Origin of the sequence: Bifidobacterium saimiriisciurei, from assembly GCF_010667655.1 — a bacterium.
In the GTDB taxonomy this organism is placed as follows: domain Bacteria; phylum Actinomycetota; class Actinomycetes; order Actinomycetales; family Bifidobacteriaceae; genus Galliscardovia; species Galliscardovia saimiriisciurei.
Genome location: NZ_WHZU01000008.1, coordinates 94,718 through 112,369, shown reverse-complemented (window position 1 = coordinate 112,369; position 17,652 = coordinate 94,718). Strand labels below are relative to the sequence as shown.

Here is a 17,652-nt window from a genome sequence, read left to right as displayed (position 1 = left end):
GTGATGCCGACGCCATGACGCACACCACATACGTGCCATATGAAAGACGGCTCGGAGGTTTTTCTCCGAGCCGTCTTGTTATGTGTTGACGTATTGGACTAACACATATCGATTCGAAATGGCATCGCCGCCGGTATCGAGCCGACGTCGACTAGAGCCTGCTCTTCACCACATCGGCGATGGTCACTCCGCCGAGCACCGCCATGATGGCGCCGGAAATCAGGCCGAGGATGCGCTGCGACCGTTCGTTGCGCAGCCGACCGGCAAAGAACGCGGCGGCATAGGACACGGTCGTGAGCACCAGGATGCTTTCGACGAAATGGATGAGGCCGAGGGAGACTCCCATCTGCAGGTTGCCGACGCCCGGCACCAGGAACTGGGGGATGATGGCGATATAGAACACACCGATCTTCGGATTGAAGAAGTCGGTGAGGAAGCCGCGGAAGAACGACTGCGCGCAGTCGCCGAACGTCGGCGACTCGCGCAATGACGTTTCACGTGAAACATTCGTTTGACGGCCGGCGTCGGTGTCGACCTCCTTGACGGTCATGTCATCGGCGTTCGATTTCTTCTTACGCGCCATGCTGAACGCCAGATAGAACAGGTACAGTCCGCCCACCACACGAATCGCGTCATAAGCCATGGGGAACGCGTTGATGAGCGCCGCCAGGCCGACGGCGGCGGCGACCGCCCATACCAGCACACCGAACGATATGCCCCACGCGGCGGCGATGCCACGGCGCCGCGAGGTATTGATGGTCTCGTGCAGCACCATCATCATGTCAAGCCCCGGCACCAGGGCCATCGACCCCGCCACCAGCGCGAATCCCAGCAACGCCTGCATATAGGTCATCGTCTTCTCCCGTTCCGAACGACATAAACGGCATCAGTCTATTACGTCGCCCATTACGACCGAACGCCCGTCTCGCGTATGCTCCGGCACGGCAGGCCCGCGAATGAACACCGCGGCCTACGATCGGCAAAGGCCGGCCTACGAGCGGAAGAAGTCCTCACGGGCGCGCGAGATGCGCAGATATCCTTCGCGAGTATTGTCCAGGTGCTCGCGGATGGCCGCGGCCGCAGCGGCCTCGTCACCGGCGAGCACGGCGTCGATGATCGCCACATGCTCGCGATACGAGTCGAGCGTACGCTGCGGCGCCACCGCGGAGAAGAAGCGGATGCGCTGGCTCTGCGTCATTATCATGTTCATCAGCGAAATGAGATAACGGCTGCCGGAACGCTCGGCGAAATACATATGGAAACGGTAGTCGAAGTCGTCGTCGGGGGAGTCAGTCTCCAATTCCGGATTATCAAGCCGTTCCGTCATCACCGCACGGAACTCCCGGAGATCACCGGCGGCCACCGCCGGCCAGGCGCGATGCAGCAGATACGGTTCGATAAGCGACCGGATGTCGAGCATCTCCTGATAGTCGGACGACGAGATCGGACTGACGATGACGCCGCGCGAGGGGAACACGGTGACCAGATGTTCTTCGGCCAGCTTGTTCACGGCCTCGCGCACCGGCATGCGGCTGAATCCCAGCTTCTCGGCGGCCTGCTTTTCATCAAGGGGATCGCCCGGCTTGATACGGCACGACACGATCTGTTCGCGCAGATACCGATACGCCTGATCTCGTTTGCTTAGCATGCCGCCACCTTTATCCGAGGAAGATTTCGGCTTCCCAGTATACGGACCGCCATTCCGAACCCGGTCGGCTCAGTGGTCGGTGGCTCAGTGGTCGAGCACGCCGACGTAGGAGATGCCGAGCTTGTCGCAGATGCCGCGCAGTTCCTCGACGGTCTTGCGGTACAGCGGCACTCCGTTGGCGATGCGGTCCTCGTATGCCTCGGCCTCCTTGTCGCCGTGCACGTAGATGCGTTTGCCGGGCACGGCGTGCAGATTGCGGATCTCGTCGAGGTAGTCGGAGAAGTTCCTGAGGATGGTGTCGGCGTCACCGAAGATCCGCGGGTCGATGGCCATGAATCCGTGGCTGATGCCTTCGACCGGATCGCCGACTGCGGTGCGGTCGGTGGTGGCGCCCTGCGAGACGATGCCGGAGAAGAACTCCACAAGCACCGAGAATCCGTAGCCCTTGTGGCCGCCCGTGTATTCGCTGTTGCCGCCGGTGGCGAGCAGACCGGCCTCGTTGTCGTATCGCATGAGTCGGCCGAGGGCGTCCGTGGAGTCGTAGATCGGCTCGTTGTTCGGATCGACGACCCATGCGGCCGGGGTGTCCTTGCGCTGCTTGGAATACAGCTCGACCTTGCCGTAGGCCACGACCGACGTGCTGGCGTCGAAGAAGAACGTGTGCGGTTTCGTCGGTATCGCGCAGGCGATGGGGTTGGTGCCCAGCCACACATCATTGGCGTACAGCGGGTAGACGGCCGGCTCGGTGTTCGTGACCGAGAATCCGATGAGCCCCTGCTCGGCGGCGAGGTTGGCGTAGTATCCGGCGGCGCCGTAATGGCAGGAGTGGCGGACGGCGGCGATGGCCATGCCGGTCTTCTTTGCCTTGGCGATGGTCATGTCCATCGCCTGACGGCCGGTGACCTGGCCCATGCGCCGATGACCGTCGATGACCGTGCTCACCGGCGTATCGACGACGACCTCGGCCTCGGCGGTCGGGTCGATCTTGTTGCCCATCTGGGCATCGTAGAGCTGGAAGCGCTGCAGGCCATGCGAGTCGATGCCGTGGGTGTCGGCGAACGAAAGCACATCGGCCACGATGTCGCCGTCGTGTTCGCTCAGCCCGTAGCCCTGGGCGATCCTGCTGGTGAGTTCCCTGAGCGCCGCCGCGTCATAGCGATGGCGGTCGGCGGCGGCCTCGGCCGGCCCGTCGCCGATATTCGACTGCACGGTGACGTTCATTCTTGGCTTCGTGACTTCGGCCGGCATCGCCGCCGCATCCAACTCCGTGACTGCATCCTGCTTCACATCCATGACCGTGGCGACCATTGCCTTCCTCCTTGAAAGCGCGAATCATCGATTGATCCATTACCATATCCAACCGATATATCGGTTGGATATGACTATAGGGCGACGGACCAACCATGTCCAGCAATGTTGCCGGCGGTTTCACGGTTCGCTCTTTCAAAGGCGCCAAAAAAGCGGACGGCCCGGATGCCATCGGCGGTACATACGACGGGAGCCCCGACTCGCAGTCGCGAAGTCGGGGCTCCCGATACCGACCTTGTGTGCGGCACAGGCCGCACACGGTCATACGGAAATCACGTCGATCAGACGAACAGGTCGATGACCAGCACGGCCAGCAGGCCGACCACGGAGTTGATGAGCTCCAGCAGACCCCAAGTCTTGAACGTGTCCTTCATCGAAATGCCGAACGTCTCCTTGAACAGCAGGAAGCCGCCGTCGTACATCAGCGTGATGGTGTTCGAACCGCAGGCCACGCAGATGACCATCAGGGCCGGGTCGAGACCGAACTGGGTGACCAGCGGCGCGACCATGCCGGCCGCGGTGATGGCGGCCACGGCGCCCTGGCCGGTGAGCACACGAATGATGGCGGTGATGATCCACGCGATGATGAACGGCGAGACCGGGATGGAGGAGACCAGCTGCACGATGTGGTCGGCGGCGCCGGACTCGATGATGACCTCCTTGATGATGCCACCGGAGCAGATCACGATCAGCACGTTGCCCACCTGGCCGATGGCCTCCTCCATCTTGTGGGTGAGGTCGGCGACGGTCTGGCCCTTGCTGTGCATGAGCAGGAAGAACGCGGCGAAGAGGGCGAGCAGCATCGAGATCTCGGCGGAGCCGATGAATCCGAACACCTTGTACACGGTGGTCTTCTCGCCGAAGAACTCCTTGATGACCGACGAGGCGATCATCACCACGGCCGGGGTGAGCGGGATGGAGATGGAGGCGGCGAACGACGGCAGCTGGTCCTCGGGCATGGTGGGCGCGGGCTTGAGCATGGAGTTCAGCGGAATCTCCTTGATGCCGGGCAGGAACTTCGGCAGGAGCAGGCCGGCGCACAGCAGTGCGGGGATGATGGCGAGGATGCCGTAGATGTACACCTTGGAGATGTCGGCGTCGAACGCGGCGACCAGCGCGACCGGACCGGGCTGCGGCGGGAAGAGCGAATGGCCCATGGTGCAGCCGACGACGATCGGGATGACGAGCTTCATGTACGGCACCTTGGCTTTCTTGGCCACGGCGAGCACGAGCGGCACGGAGATCAGGAAGGCGACCTCGTAGAACATGGCGATGCCGAAGATCACGCCGATGAACATCAGGCCGATCGGCAGGAACTTGGTGCCGCACTTGTCGATGACGGTGTCGGCGATGCGCTGGCTGGCGCCGGTGTCGGTCATGATCTTGCCGATGATGGCGCCGAACAGGATGATGATGGCCAGTTTGCCGAAGATGCCGCCGACGCCGGTCTCCACCGCCGTGATGATCTTGTCGATCGGGATGCCGGCGGTGAGCGCGATGAACAGACCTACCAGCAGCAGCGACAGCATGTTGTGCATCTTGAATTTCAGATTCAGGATCACCAGCAGGCAGATGCCGACCAGTACCCATACAAGCTGAATCATGGATGATTCCCCTCTGTATCCAGACGCCGTTCGCCCACGATGACCGGCAATTCGGCAACGTCGCCGAACAAGCGCACTGTTTCTTTCCTCATGTGCGGTTGCGCACGGTCTTGTATTACTCCGGTCGAGTCCCCGCCCGCAACTCGATTGCCATTTTTTGTCCTGCAATCAGGGGGAATATTCGCCAAAAGTCCCACTGTCGTCTATCGATGCAAGGCAAAATATGGCAAATCACATCCCGCCACGAGGCTGCGCAACAACGTCGAGCGCCCGCTCGATGGCGGCGGGGCGCAGCGGCCTGTGCGGCGACCTGCCGCTCCACGCGTATTGGTTCGCCCATGCGGCCACCGTGCCGAAGTACCGACGTCGCGCCTCGCCGCCCGACATCGACAGGTCGTGCAGTCCGTCACGGATGCGTGCCAATGAGACGAAATCGCCGAGATTCAGCGCGTTCTGACGGATCGCCACCACGTCGAGCACGGTGTCGGCCCCATGCATGGCCTCGTCCCATTTGCCGAGGATCATCGACTTGTCGGATGTGCACACCAGCACCGGCACGGCGATGTCGAGCCCGCGCGAGACTTCGTCCTGCCCGCGATAGATGGCGTCGAACCATCTGGCGCGCGTCTGGAAATCGGCTTTCGGCCACGGATAGGCGGTGTTGTAGTCCCATTCGCCGTCCTCGTCGGCCCATAGCGTGCGGCCGTAGAAGCCGGGATCGCGGATGGGGATGACGCTTTTCGCGCCGGCGAGGCCGAACCCCTTGACGACCGGCGTGGTCATGATGCGGGTGATGCGGTTGCCCTGCAGTTCCAGCCACGGCGAATTCAACGCCAGCGCCTTCACATGATGCGGATGCTCATTGGCCAGCCACAGCGACGAGGTGAGTCCGCCGCACGAGTGCGCCACCACGAGGATGCGCACGTCGTCGCCGAGCTCGTCGACGATGAGGTCGCGCAGGGCGTTGAGTTCCGTGAAGTACTCATGCAGGTCGTCGATGAATCCGGCGGTCTGGCCGTCATGGAACGAACGGCCGTATTTGCGCAGGTCGACCGCGTAGAACGCGATGCCCAACGACTCCCAGAATTCGGAGGCGTGCCGGCGGTAGAAGAAGTCGTTCCAGCCGTGCACGTACAGGATGGCCAGCGGTACATGTCTTGGCACGGCGTGCTTCCAACGGAAGAACCGATGTCGCCAGGTGAGCGTCGACGGGTCCTTGCGCACGAATGTGGCGGTCAGCTCGCCCTCGTCGTCCTCGCCGAGATGCAACGTGCGCTGCTGATAGCCGGGGATGATGGTGTCGGGAACCCATTCGGGGTCGAGCGAGCCGGGGAGCGCGGCGCCGTTTACGGAACCGACGTCATTGGCCGTTGACGCGGCATCGTTTCGCCGGCTGGGTTCCGTGCCGCTGCCGCCGGACGAACCGGGAACGCCGGCGTTCACGCGCGTCGCCGTATCATCGGCCGCGGATGGTTCCGTTGCGTCGCCGACCTGTGCGTCTGATGTTCCTGTCATGACAGCCTCCCAGCCCCAACGATAATCGCAGAACCCACGTTTGTGCATCGACACGGATGCACGGTCTGTTGTGTTTCGTCCGTGGCCGGCACGATTCGTCAACGAACAGGAATGCAAACGGCGATTCGGTTCCCATCCGTCGCACGAACCACAACAAACAGGAACCCAACGACCCGTACGGTTCCCATCCGTCGCATAAGACATGACGAACGGGAATGAAAAAGGCGCTCCCGAAGGAGCGCCGTAACGATTGGAGACCGTCCGTCAGTCGTCGCCGAGCGTCACATGGACGCCGCCGACCAGTGCGCTGACGACGTTGTAGAGGAACGCGCCGATGGTGGCGAGCACGGTGACCAGCACGATCTCGAAGATGGAGAAGATGGTGGTCACGCTCAGCACCTTGCCGATGCTCAGCACGCTGGCGATGTCGATGCCGCCGCTGTCGAGACCGGTGGTGGAGACGATCTGCGTGATGTTGTCGAACAGGCCGATGGCGTTCAGCAGCATCCACAGCATGCCCACGGCGACCACCTGGATGATGGCGCCGGCGATGGCCAGCAGGAAGGAGACCTTGGTTACCGACCAGGGGTCGACCTTCGTCAGGGACAGCTTCATGCGGCGTGCGCGCGGGACGCTGGACTTGCGTGCGGCCTTCGCCGCCTTGCCGGACTGCGGCTGGAATGCGGCCGGGGCCTCCTCGGCGCCGTTGGGCACGTTGGCGTTGTCTTCGGGAATCAACGGCTTGGGGGAGGACGCCGTCGAACGGGACTTGCGTCCCTCGCGGGCTCCCGACTGCGGCATGGGAACCGACTCAGGCACTGACTGTTCGTCGCTCATGGAATCTCCTTCGGATATCACTCAGCGCTGTCTTCTGCTGCACTGAGGTTACCAGCATTTTCGGACGTGGAGGCGGCCTCGGCGGGCGTTTCCACGGTATCGCCATCGTTCGCGGCGGGGGCGTCGTTCTGCTCCTCGTCGTCCTTCTCCGCGTTGCGGGCGATGGAGAGGATCTCGTCGCCCTTGTCGGGCTTGGCGAGCGTGACGCCCTGCGTGGTGCGGCCGGTGCGCTTGACCTCGGCCACGTCGGAGCGGATGACCTTGCCGGACTTCATGATGGCCATGACCTGATCGTCCTCGTTCACCACGAGCGCGCCGACCAGGGAGCCGCGGCCCTCGGCCAGCTGCACGGCCTTCACGCCGTAGCCGTTGCGGCCCTGGAGGCGGTATTCGCTGATGGCGGTGCGCTTGGCGAAGCCCTCGTCGGTGACGACCAGCAGGTCGTCCTCGGACTGTTCGGGCACCACGTCCATGGCGAGCAGCTCGTCGCCGTCGCGGAACTTCATGCCCTGCACGCCGGCGGTCTGGCGGCCCATCGGTCGCAGCTGCTCGTCGTTGGCGGAGAACTTGAGGCTCATGCCGTGGCGGGAGACGAGGATGATGTCGTCGTCGGCGTTGCACAATGCGGCGCCCACGAGCTCGTCGCTCGCGCCGTCCTCGGATTCCATGAGTCGCACGGCGATGAGGCCGCCCTGACGCGGGGAATCGTATTCGGCGAGCTTCGTCTTCTTGACCTTGCCGCTCTTCGTGGCGAGCACCAGGTAGTCGGCGACCTCGTAGTTCGGGATCGACAGCACCTGCTGGATCTTCTCCTCGGGGGCGAGCTGCAGCAGGTTCGCCACATGCTGTCCCTTGGAATCGCGCGAGCCTTCCGGCAGTTCATAGCCCTTGAGACGGTACACGCGGCCCTTGTTGGTGAAGAACAGCAGCCAGTTGTGCGTGCTGGTGAGGAAGAAGTGGTCCACCACGTCGTTCTCGCGCAGGCGCGCGCCCTTGATGCCCTTGCCGCCGCGATGCTGCGCGCGGTACTCGTCGGCCTTGGTGCGCTTGATGTAGCCGGAGTGCGTGACGGTGACGACCACGTTCTCCTCGGCGATGAGATCCTCCATGTTGACCTCGCCGCTGAACGGCAGAATCTTCGTGCGACGCTCGTCGCCGTACTTGTCGATGATCTCGTCGAGTTCGTCGCCCACGATCTTGCGCTGGCGTTCCGGCTTGGCGAGGATGTCCTCGTAGTCGGCGATCTTGCGCATGAGCTCCTCGTGCTCGTCGAGGATCTTCTGGCGCTCGAGGGCCGCGAGTCGGCGCAGCTGCATGGCCAGGATGGCGTCGGCCTGCACCTGGTCCACGTCCAGCAGGTCCATGAGTCCGCTGCGGGCGGCCTCCACGGTGGGGGAGCGTCGGATGAGGGCGATGACCTCCTCGATCATGTCGAGGGCCTTCAGGTAGCCCTGAAGGATGTGGTCGCGTTCCTCGGCCTCGCGCTTAAGGTAGCGGGTGCGGCGTTCGATGACCTCGAGCTGGTGGTTCACCCAGTGGCGGATGAACGCGTCGAGCGAAAGCGTGCGCGGCACGCCGTCGACCAGCGCGAGCATGTTCGCGCCGAACGTCTGCTGCAGCTGCGAGTGCTTGTACAGGTTGTTGAGCACGACCTTCGGCACGGCGTCGCGCTTGAGCACGAGCACGAGACGCTGGCCGGTGCGGCCGGAGGTCTCGTCGCGCATGTCGGCGATGCCCTGGATCTTGCCGTCGCGCACGCCCTCGCGGATGGAGGCGGCCAGACGGTCCGGGTTCACCTGGTACGGCAGCTCGGTGACCACGAGGCACATGCGGCCCTTGATCTCCTCGGTGTTCACCACGGCGCGCATGGTGATCAGACCGCGGCCGGTGCGGTACGCCTGCTCGATGCCCTTGTGGCCGAGGATCGTGGCGCCGGTCGGGAAGTCCGGTCCCTTGATGATGCCGATGAGCGCGTTGAGCAGCTCCTCGCGGCTGGCGTCCGGATGGTCGAGGGCCCAATGCACGCCTTCGCCCAGCTCGCGCATGTTGTGCGGCGGGATGTTCGTGGCCATGCCGACGGCGATGCCGGAGGAGCCGTTCGCCAGCAGGTTCGGGAAGCGCGCGGGCAGCACGGTCGGCTCCTGCGTGCGGCCGTCGTAGTTGGGAACGAAGTCCACGGTGTCCTTGTCGATGTCGCGCACCATCTCCATGGCGAGCGGCATCATGCGGCACTCCGTGTAACGCATGGCGGCGGGCGGATCGTCACCGGCCGAGCCGAAGTTTCCCTGGCCGTCGACCAGCGTGTATCGCATGGACCACGGCTGGGCCATGCGCACGAGCGAATCGTAGATGGCAGCGTCGCCGTGCGGGTGGTAGTTGCCCATCACGTCGGACACAGGACGCGCGCACTTCGAGTAGCCGCGGTCGGGACGGTAGCCGCCGTCGTACATCGCGTACACGATGCGGCGGTGCACCGGCTTCATGCCGTCGCGCACGTCCGGCAGGGCTCGCTCCACGATGACGGAGATGGCGTAGTCGAGGTAGGACTGACGCATCTCCTGCTGGATGTCGGTGTGCTGCACGCGGTTCTCGTCCAGCACGAGTTTCTCGCCGGCCTGCGGGCTGGTGGGCTCCATCGAGCGTTCGGCGCGCTCGTCGTTCTGCTCAGCCTCGCTGCCGCTGTTGTTTTCGTCTGCCACTTGGTTTTCCTTTTGTCTGATTTCGGCTCCCCTCTCCGAGGGAAGCTGTCGACCGCAGGGGGACTGAGGGGAGTCGACTCCTTGACGGGGTTCCTCCCCCTCAGTCAGCTTCGCTGACAGCTCCCCTCAGCGAGGGGATCCTGAGAAGAGGTCATGCGTCGATACAGTGCCGTCTGTTCATCTCCGCTTACGCGTCGATGAAACGAACGTCCTTCGCGTTGCGCTGGATGAAGAGGCGTCGGGGTTCCACGTCGTCGCCCATCAGCATGGAGAACGTTTCGTCGGCCGCGGCCGCGTCCTCGATGTGGATCTGCTTGAGGATGCGGTGCTCGGGGTCCATGGTCGTCTCCCACAGCTCCTGGTACGTCATCTCGCCCAGGCCCTTGTAGCGCTGGATGCCTTCGCCCTTGGGCAGCTGTCGGCCTGCGGCCTTGCCCTCGGCGAGCTTGGCGTCGCGTTCGGCGTCGGTGTACACGTAGTCGTGGTCGCCGCGCGTCCACTTGAGGCGGTACAGCGGCGGCATGGCCACGTACACGTAGCCGGCGGTGATCATCGGTCGCATGTAACGGAAGAACAGCGTCAGGTTCAGCGTGGCGATGTGCGCGCCGTCGACATCGGCATCGGCCATGATGATGACCTTGTGGTAGCGCACCTTGGAGATGTCGAAGTCCTCGCCGTAGCCGCCGCCGACCGCGGTGATCAGCGATTCGATGGTGTCGGACTTCATGATGCGGTCGATGCTCGCACGCTCGGTGTTGAGGATCTTGCCCCTGAGCGGCAGGATGGCCTGCGTCTCCGGGTTGCGGCCCTGGATGGCGGAGCCGCCTGCGGAATCGCCCTCGACGATGAACAGCTCGCATTCCTCGGGGTTGCTCGACTGGCAGTCCTTGAGCTTGTCGGGCATGCCGGCCGTCTCGAAGATGGACTTGCGGCGCGTCGACTCGCGCGCCTTCTTGGCGGCGATGCGGGCGCGGGAGGCCTCGATGCCCTTCTGCACGATGAGCTTGGCTTCCTTCGGATGCTCGCCGAACCAGTCGGTCATCTTCTCGGTCATCACGCGCTGCACGAAGGTCTTGGCCTCGGAGTTGCCGAGCTTGGTCTTCGTCTGGCCTTCGAACTGCGGGGTGGTGAGCTTCACGGAGATGACGGCGGTCAGGCCTTCGCGCACGTCGTCGCCGGAGAGGTTCTCGTCCTTGTCCTTGAGGATGTTCTTCTCGCGGGCGTAGCGGTTCACCAGGCCGGTGAGCGCCGCGCGGAAGCCTTCCTCGTGGGTGCCGCCCTCGGTGGTGGAGATGGTGTTGGCGAACGTGTGCACCGATTCGGAGTATGCCCCCGTCCACTGCATGGCGATCTCGGCGGAGATGCCGAGCTTGAGGTCCTCGGCCTCGATGTCGATGATGTCGTCGACCACGGGCGCGGCCTTCTTCGCCTTCACCAGGTACTCCACGTAGTCGCGGATGCCGTTGACGTACTGGTAGGTCACGGTCTGGTGCTGGCTTTCGGCGACGTTCCCGTCGTCGCCGGCCACCTCGTCGCCGGCCTCGTCCACATGGCGCAGGTCGGTGAGCGAGATCTTCAGGCCCTTGTTGAGGAACGCCATCTGCTGGAAGCGCGAGCGCAGGGTCTCGAAGTCGTATTCGGTGGTCTCGAAAATCGCCGGATCGGCCCAGAAGGTCACGGAGGTGCCGGTGTGCTCGTCGGCGCCCATCGGTTCGCCCTGCTTGAGTCGGGACTGCGGCTTCTGGTCGATGTAGGTCTGCGTCCAGTGGAATCCCTGGCGACGCACCTCGACGTCCACGCGGGTGGAGAGGGCGTTCACCACGGAGATGCCCACGCCGTGGAGGCCGCCGGAGACGGCGTATCCGCCGCCGCCGAACTTGCCGCCGGCGTGCAGCTTGGTCATGACGGTCTCGACGCCGGAGATGCCCTCGCCCGGCACGATGTCGACCGGGATGCCTCGGCCGTCGTCGACCACGCGGATGCCGTTGTCGGGAAGAATCGTCACCTCGATGTGCGAGGCGTAGCCGGCGAGCGCCTCGTCGACGGAGTTGTCGACGATCTCGTACACGAGATGGTGCAGGCCGCGCGGGCCGGTCGATCCGATGTACATGCCCGGACGGATGCGAACGGCTTCGAGGCCTTCGAGCACCTTCAGATCGCTGGCGTCGTAGTGCTTCGGTGCAAGCGAATCGTCGAGCTGGGCGTCTTCGAGCTGGTCGTCGTTCACGGAATCGGTGTTCTGATTTTCGGATATGGATTCGGGCGGATTCTGGGTCTGGTCTGTCACCAACTATCCTTTCCAACTAGCCCGCGTCGCGGAGGCGAAAATCCGACGTTTCAGACGTCTTGCGTGGCTTCTTGCAAAGGTGCCATGCCCAAAATCTCGAAATATGGGGCCTTCCGCGCGCTTTCAATACTGGCTATAGGGTACTAGCCAACAGGGACATTATGCCGTTCTGAGCCTTTTTACGCAATACCCATCGGGACCCCGGTGCGCGACCGGCGTCAGTACCGGCCTCGCGGCCGCCACTGGCCGGTCGACCGGTCGTTGGCGCCGTGCTTGAAGCTGCCCGACCTCGGTCCGGTCACGACGATGCGGTCGAGCGGCATGCCCTGCAGTCGTTCGGCGATGGTCTTCTGCATCTGCGGAATCATGTACGTCAATTGGGTGGCCCATACCGAGGATTCGGCCTGTATCGTCAGCACGCCGTCCCGGTACGAGGCCACGCGGGAGTGCTGGGCGATGCCGGGGCCGACGACCTGGTCCCAGTGGCGGCCGAGTTGGGCGATCATGAGGTGGGGCCGCCAGTTGCCCCGGGCCGCCAGACCCGACAACACCGACGAGAGCGTGCTCGGGTCTCGTCCGGGCTTGCCGAAGTTCTGCCATGCCGCACGGGCGCGTTCCTTCCGCCGGGCGATGCCGGACGCACGGTTCGTATACCGTTCGAACACCCGCTCCTCGAGTTTGCGCGGGTCCAGGTGCAGCAGTTCGGCCGCGGGCACGTCGTGACGAGCCGGAACCTTCCCCGCGCCGCCGGCACCCCTTGCGTCTCCGCCGCGTTCAGGCCGCCGCATCGATGAGCTCCTGCACGTCGATGCGATTGGCCTCCAGACCGGCGGGCATATCGGTCTCGGCCGCCATGGTGATGAGCACCTGGCTCTGCCGGCCGGCGAAATCGACGATCTGCCGACGCCGGGATTCATCCAGCTGGGCGAACACATCGTCGAGGATGAGCAGCGGGTCGTCGCCGCGCCCGTCCTTCAGCAGTTCGAACAATGCCATCTTCAATGCGAGGGCGAGCGTCCACATCTCGCCGTTCGACGCGTATTCGCGGGCGGTCAGGCCGTTGAGCTCGAAGATGACGTCGTCGCGGTGCGGACCGATGAGGTTCTGCGCGCGGGCGACCTCGCCGGCGTAGATGCGCTGGAAATGCTGGCTGATGGCCGCATGCGCGTTCATTCGGGCGTCCGCTGCGGCATCGCCCTCGCCGATGACGCCGAGCTGCCGCATCTCCTCGAACGACGGCGCATAGACGAGTCGCGCATGATGCCGGTCGCCGGCCAACGCACGGTAGATGCGGGAGAACGGCGCATCCAGCCTCTCCACGACCTTCGCACGCAGCGAGGTCAACGCCATGCCGGTCTCGATGAACTGGCCGGTCCAGATCTCCAGGCCGCTGAGCGCCGCATCGACGGGAGCGCCGGCCATCTGACGCTGGCTGAGCTGCCGCAGCAGCGCCGAACGCTGCTTGGCGGTCTGATTGAACCGCTGCAACGCGTCGTAATAGTCCAGAAGCAGCTGAGAGGCCGCCTGGTTGAGGAACGAGCGGCGGTTCGCGGGATCGGCCGAGACAAGCCGCTGGTCCTCGGGGGAGAAGGTCACCGAGGGAATCTTGCCGACGACATCACGCATATACAGCGATTTTCCGGAGTTGATGCGCGCACGGTTCGCGCCGCGCACGGGGATGGAGACCTCATACAGCGTCGTGACGCCGGAATCCTCCACATTGGCGCGGACGGTGGCCTTCGACGTGCCGGCACGCACCAGAGGGGCCGAGGAGGTCGTGCGATGGCTCGATCCGGTCGACAACACCTCGAGCGCCTCCACGATGTTCGTCTTGCCCAGGCCGTTCGCGCCGACCAGCACGTTCAGACCGGGCTCGAAATCGACGACGAGCTGATGCCATGATCGAAAATCATCCAACGCCAATCGAGAAACGAACATCGCGAATGTTCACCTTTACAGAATAATTATGCATTGTCATGCATAAGAAAATAGTACAGGGGCTATTTTCGAGTGGGTAGATTCCTTCCGTGGAAAGCGGGGTAGGGGGTCCGAACGACGAGCCCTCCACCCCGCACCGCCGTTGCCGGCCGAAGCCGGCTCCGACGGCACGAATCGATCAGTCGTCAGTCAGTGAAACGCATCGGCACAAGCAGGTAGCGGTAGTCGAGGGACTCCTCGGAGTCGGCCTCCTGCTGCCCGTTGAATTCCACGGCCTTCACCGCGGTCGTCATCTTCATGCGAACGTACGGTTCGGCGATGGCCGAAAGACCTTCGATGAGATAGCTCGGGTTGAACGCCACGGTGATGTCCTCGCCGTCCATGTCGACCGGCAGCGATTCGGTGGCCTGCGATTCGTCGGCGGCACCGGCGGACAGCACCACCTCGTCGCCGGAGAACACCATGCGGATCGGGGCGTTGCGCTCGGCGACCAGCGCGACTCGGCGAATCGAATCAAGCAGACGCTGCCTGTCGAGCACCGCATGAATCGGATATTCGTCGGCGAACAGGCGGTCGACCGCGGGGAATTCGCCGTCGATCAGCTGCGCGGTCGACGTGCGTCCGGCATTCTCGAAGCCCATGAGCACCGGCTTGTCGGCATCGAAGTCGAGCACCACGTTCTGGCTGGTGTTCAGCGAACGGGCGACATCGCGCAGCAGCGATCCGCGAACCAGCGCAACGGTTTCGAGCTCCGGATTCTCGGGGGTCCAGGTGAAGCTGGCGCGGGAGAGACGGAAGCGGTCGGTGGCCGTCATCACCACGCGGTCTCCGGAGAACTGCATCTTCACGCCGGTGAGCACAGGTCGGTTTTCCTCGCGGGCCACCGCGACCGACGCCTGGGTGATGGCATGGGCGAAGGTGTCGGCATCGACCTGTCCGAGCTTCGCCGGCACGATCGGCAGATCCGGATATTCGTTTTCGGGCATGAGCTGCAGCGAGAACGAGGACTTTCCGGAGGAGATGATGAGCTTGGAACCCTCGGTGCTCAGGTATGCCTTCTCCGCCGGCAGCGATTTGGCGATGTCCGCCAGCAGTTTTCCGAGAACGACTGCGGTTCCCGGTTCATCGATGCCCGCTTCGATGTGATGACGTGCGGATACCTCATAGTCGAAGGCGGAAAGCTGAAGCGTTCCGTCGATCGCTTCAAGCTTCACTCCGGAGAGGATCGGAGTTGTGGGGCGGACGGGGATGACGCGTGACGTCCATGCCACGGCATCTGCAAGCGCTGCGGAGTCGATTTCTGCCTTCATTGCTGTTCCTTGCTATAGGGATTCGAAAATGCTGGTTTTCATTCTACTGGGGATATCTTTGCCTATCCCCAGAGATATCCCGGCGCTGGTTGGGGTGATGACTACCCGAAGTAGATGAATAAGTAATCGTAGTAATAAGGGCTGTGGAAAATGTGGATAACTTTTCCTTCCGTTGCTATGCCTAGCGTACGGCATCCCCACCGAATGTGGATAACTTGCGGATGGGATGTGGATAACTAGGCAGGTTTTCCACAGCTGCGGCGGAACCGCGGTTTTTCAACATTTTTAGGCCGGTTTTCAACGGCTTGCCAACAGGTTTTCCACCGGAAAAACAGGGGTTATCCACGGGTTTTCGCCCGAGACGTGGATAACTATGTGGATAACTTTCCCGAAAAATTCGCGCCTGCGGCGTGTTGAAATCCCCAGGCGCGACATCGATGTGGATAACCCGCGGTCCCGAATCAGGCCCCCGGATTGGTATGCCGTTTGATACGGCCGGTGAGCTCGTTGACGTAGTTGTACACCTCGCGTTTCTGCGCCATGCCGGCCTGGATCTTCTTGTAGGCGTGCATGACCGTGGAGTGGTCCCTGCCGCCGAATATCTCGCCGATATCGACCAATGAGAGGCTGGTGAGCTCCCTCGTCATGTACATGGCGATCTGACGGGCCAGGGCCACGTTCTTCGCGCGCCACGGGCCGACGAGATCGTCGAACGACAGCTGGAAGTACTGGGCCACCTGCGTGATGATGTCGGTCGGCTTGATCTCCACCTCGGTGGTGAAGAAGTCCTGCAGCGTCTGCTCCGCCAGTGTGCGGGTGATGGCCTGGTTGTTCAGGCTGGCCATGGCGGTCACTCGCGTCAGCGCGCCCTCCAGCTCACGGATGTTATCCGTAACCTGTTCGGCGATGAGATCGAGCACGTCGTTGGGAATCTCCAGGTTGGAGATCTGGGCCTTCATGCGCAGAATGGCGATACGGGTCTCGCGGTCCGGCGGCTTGACGTCCACGGACAGACCCGAATCGAAGCGGGAGATCAGGCGGGCCTCGAAGCCCTTGAGGTTCTTCGGTGCCACATCGGACGCGATGACGATCTGCTTGTTGGCGTCGTGCAGTGCGTTGAACGTGTGGAAGAACTGCTCGAGCGTCGCCTCCTTGCCGCCAAGGAACTGGATGTCGTCGATGAGCAGCACGTCGACCTCGCGGTAGCGGCGGTTGAATTCGGCGATCAGGCCGTTGGCCTGCGCCTCGCCCTGCAGCGACTCGATGAACTCGTTGGTGAACTCCTCGGAATTCACGTAGCGCACCTTGAGCGAGGGGTCCTCGCGCAGTGCGTAGTTGCCGATGGCGTTGAGCAGGTGGGTCTTGCCCAGACCCGATCCGCCGTACACGCACAACGGGTTGAACGCGCGTCCCGGTGCCTCGGCCACGGCCAGCGCCACGGCGCGGGCGAAGCGGTTGGAATCGCCGGGGACGAAGGTGTCGAACGTGGCGTTGCGGTTGAGATGCGTCTCCTCGTCCCGGGCCACCTTGGTGCCGCCGGCCGGCACGCCGGGAACCGCGATGGTGTTCTCCAGCGGGTTCTTGACGGCCACGTCGGAGAAGTCGTCGAGCTTCTCCTGAACGAATTTACCCCCCGAAGGCATCTTCGGCAGGTCGTTAAACGTTTTCGCATTATTCGCAAAACGACTGGCGGACTCACCACGGCCCGACGACTTCGCGCCCGGCCTGTCCGTGGCCTTTCCGGACGCCGATTTGCCGGGGAACTTGGCTGACGACCGGCCGCCTTTCGCCGATGACTGGCGCGAGGAGGCGCCCGAGCCTCCCGAACGCGAGCGGTTCGACGCCCCCCGGCCCGAACGGGACGAGGACCCGCCGTTTTCGGACTGCGACGACGGCGCATGGGGAACGATCTTGATAAGAGGAATGAGCGGCTCTCCGCCGTTCGCCGCCTGCAGCGCGTGCAGCACGGCCTCCTTGTTCTCTATGGTGATGCGCGTGATCTCGTTGGAGGCGTTGAGCACAATCATCGAATCGAACACGCTGACCGGCGTGATGTCCTCCACACAGCTCATGTCACGCGGACTGAGCGTATCGTCGTGACGAAGGCTGTCGCAGGCGACCGTCCAGATGCGATACGCATCTTCCGCCGGCGACGCGGCATCCATGGCCATCTGCTCCTCCTTTACCGTTGACGGATGCGATACAGATACACTTTTATACGCCCTTCAAAACAAGTTATCCACAAGCTAGCGTGTTGAAAACACTGGATTGTGAATAACATTTGTGTAATTTGTGGATAACAGGGGTGCAATTTGTGGATAACTTTTCTCCGCAAAGCGTTGGAAAACAAGCGTTTTGGAGAAAACACCCGAGTTATCCACAATCGTCGATGTGGATAAATGTGGATAAGGCGAATAACTTTGTGAATGTTCGGTGGCCGCGGGATGGCCGGAAGTTTGACTCAGTACAGCGCTGCGTGTAGGCTAGAACAGCTTGACTCATGAGG

The 17,652-nt window shown here is 63.1% G+C and carries 12 protein-coding genes; all 12 read right to left on the bottom strand.

Going from position 1 to position 17,652, the window contains the following annotated elements; translation table 11 throughout:
* Window positions 1–151: 151 nt before the first annotated feature.
* The 12 genes from GFD18_RS06325 to dnaA all read right to left on the bottom strand — a co-directional run bounded on the left by GFD18_RS06325 (window position 152) and on the right by dnaA (window position 17,317).
* The gene (locus GFD18_RS06325; protein ID WP_163198855.1) at window positions 152–853 is read right to left on the bottom strand and encodes a LysE family translocator; all 702 of its coding nucleotides are present in this window, start codon (window positions 851–853) and stop codon (window positions 152–154) included.
* Window positions 854–991: 138 nt separating this feature from the next.
* On the bottom strand, window positions 992–1,648 hold the full coding sequence (locus GFD18_RS06320; RefSeq protein ID WP_163198852.1) for a GntR family transcriptional regulator: 657 nt from the start codon (window positions 1,646–1,648) through the stop codon (window positions 992–994).
* An 84-nt stretch (window positions 1,649–1,732) separates the two neighbouring features.
* Window positions 1,733–2,956, bottom strand: coding sequence for an Ldh family oxidoreductase (locus GFD18_RS06315; protein ID WP_163198850.1), 1,224 nt, complete (start codon window positions 2,954–2,956; stop codon window positions 1,733–1,735).
* A gap of 281 nt (window positions 2,957–3,237) precedes the next feature.
* Window positions 3,238–4,560 (bottom strand): gluconate:H+ symporter, encoded by a 1,323-nt coding sequence (locus GFD18_RS06310; RefSeq protein ID WP_163198847.1) that lies wholly within the window; start codon window positions 4,558–4,560, stop codon window positions 3,238–3,240.
* A 231-nt stretch (window positions 4,561–4,791) separates the two neighbouring features.
* Window positions 4,792–6,075 carry an alpha/beta hydrolase gene (locus GFD18_RS06305; RefSeq protein WP_163198844.1) on the bottom strand — a complete coding sequence of 428 codons (1,284 nt, stop codon included), beginning with the start codon at window positions 6,073–6,075 and terminating at the stop codon, window positions 4,792–4,794.
* Window positions 6,076–6,339: 264 nt separating this feature from the next.
* Window positions 6,340–6,912 (bottom strand): DUF3566 domain-containing protein, encoded by a 573-nt coding sequence (locus GFD18_RS06300; protein WP_225432928.1) that lies wholly within the window; start codon window positions 6,910–6,912, stop codon window positions 6,340–6,342.
* A gap of 17 nt (window positions 6,913–6,929) precedes the next feature.
* Window positions 6,930–9,611 (bottom strand): DNA gyrase subunit A, encoded by a 2,682-nt coding sequence (gene gyrA, locus GFD18_RS06295; protein WP_163198841.1) that lies wholly within the window; start codon window positions 9,609–9,611, stop codon window positions 6,930–6,932.
* 187 nt (window positions 9,612–9,798) lie between these two features.
* Window positions 9,799–11,865: a DNA topoisomerase (ATP-hydrolyzing) subunit B gene (gene gyrB / locus GFD18_RS06290; protein ID WP_318644386.1), complete on the bottom strand. Its 2,067-nt coding sequence runs from the start codon at window positions 11,863–11,865 to the stop codon at window positions 9,799–9,801.
* 251 nt (window positions 11,866–12,116) lie between these two features.
* Window positions 12,117–12,686 (bottom strand): DUF721 domain-containing protein, encoded by a 570-nt coding sequence (locus GFD18_RS06285; protein ID WP_163198838.1) that lies wholly within the window; start codon window positions 12,684–12,686, stop codon window positions 12,117–12,119.
* On the bottom strand, window positions 12,673–13,836 hold the full coding sequence (gene recF, locus GFD18_RS06280) for a DNA replication/repair protein RecF (RefSeq protein ID WP_163198835.1): 1,164 nt from the start codon (window positions 13,834–13,836) through the stop codon (window positions 12,673–12,675). The genes GFD18_RS06285 and recF overlap by 14 nt, the downstream gene beginning before the upstream one ends.
* Window positions 13,837–14,021: 185 nt before the next feature.
* Window positions 14,022–15,146 (bottom strand): DNA polymerase III subunit beta, encoded by a 1,125-nt coding sequence (gene dnaN, locus GFD18_RS06275; protein ID WP_163198832.1) that lies wholly within the window; start codon window positions 15,144–15,146, stop codon window positions 14,022–14,024.
* A 461-nt stretch (window positions 15,147–15,607) separates the two neighbouring features.
* Complete coding sequence (dnaA, locus tag GFD18_RS06270; protein ID WP_404801616.1) at window positions 15,608–17,317, bottom strand: chromosomal replication initiator protein DnaA; 1,710 nt, start codon at window positions 17,315–17,317, stop codon at window positions 15,608–15,610.
* Window positions 17,318–17,652: the final 335 nt, after the last annotated feature.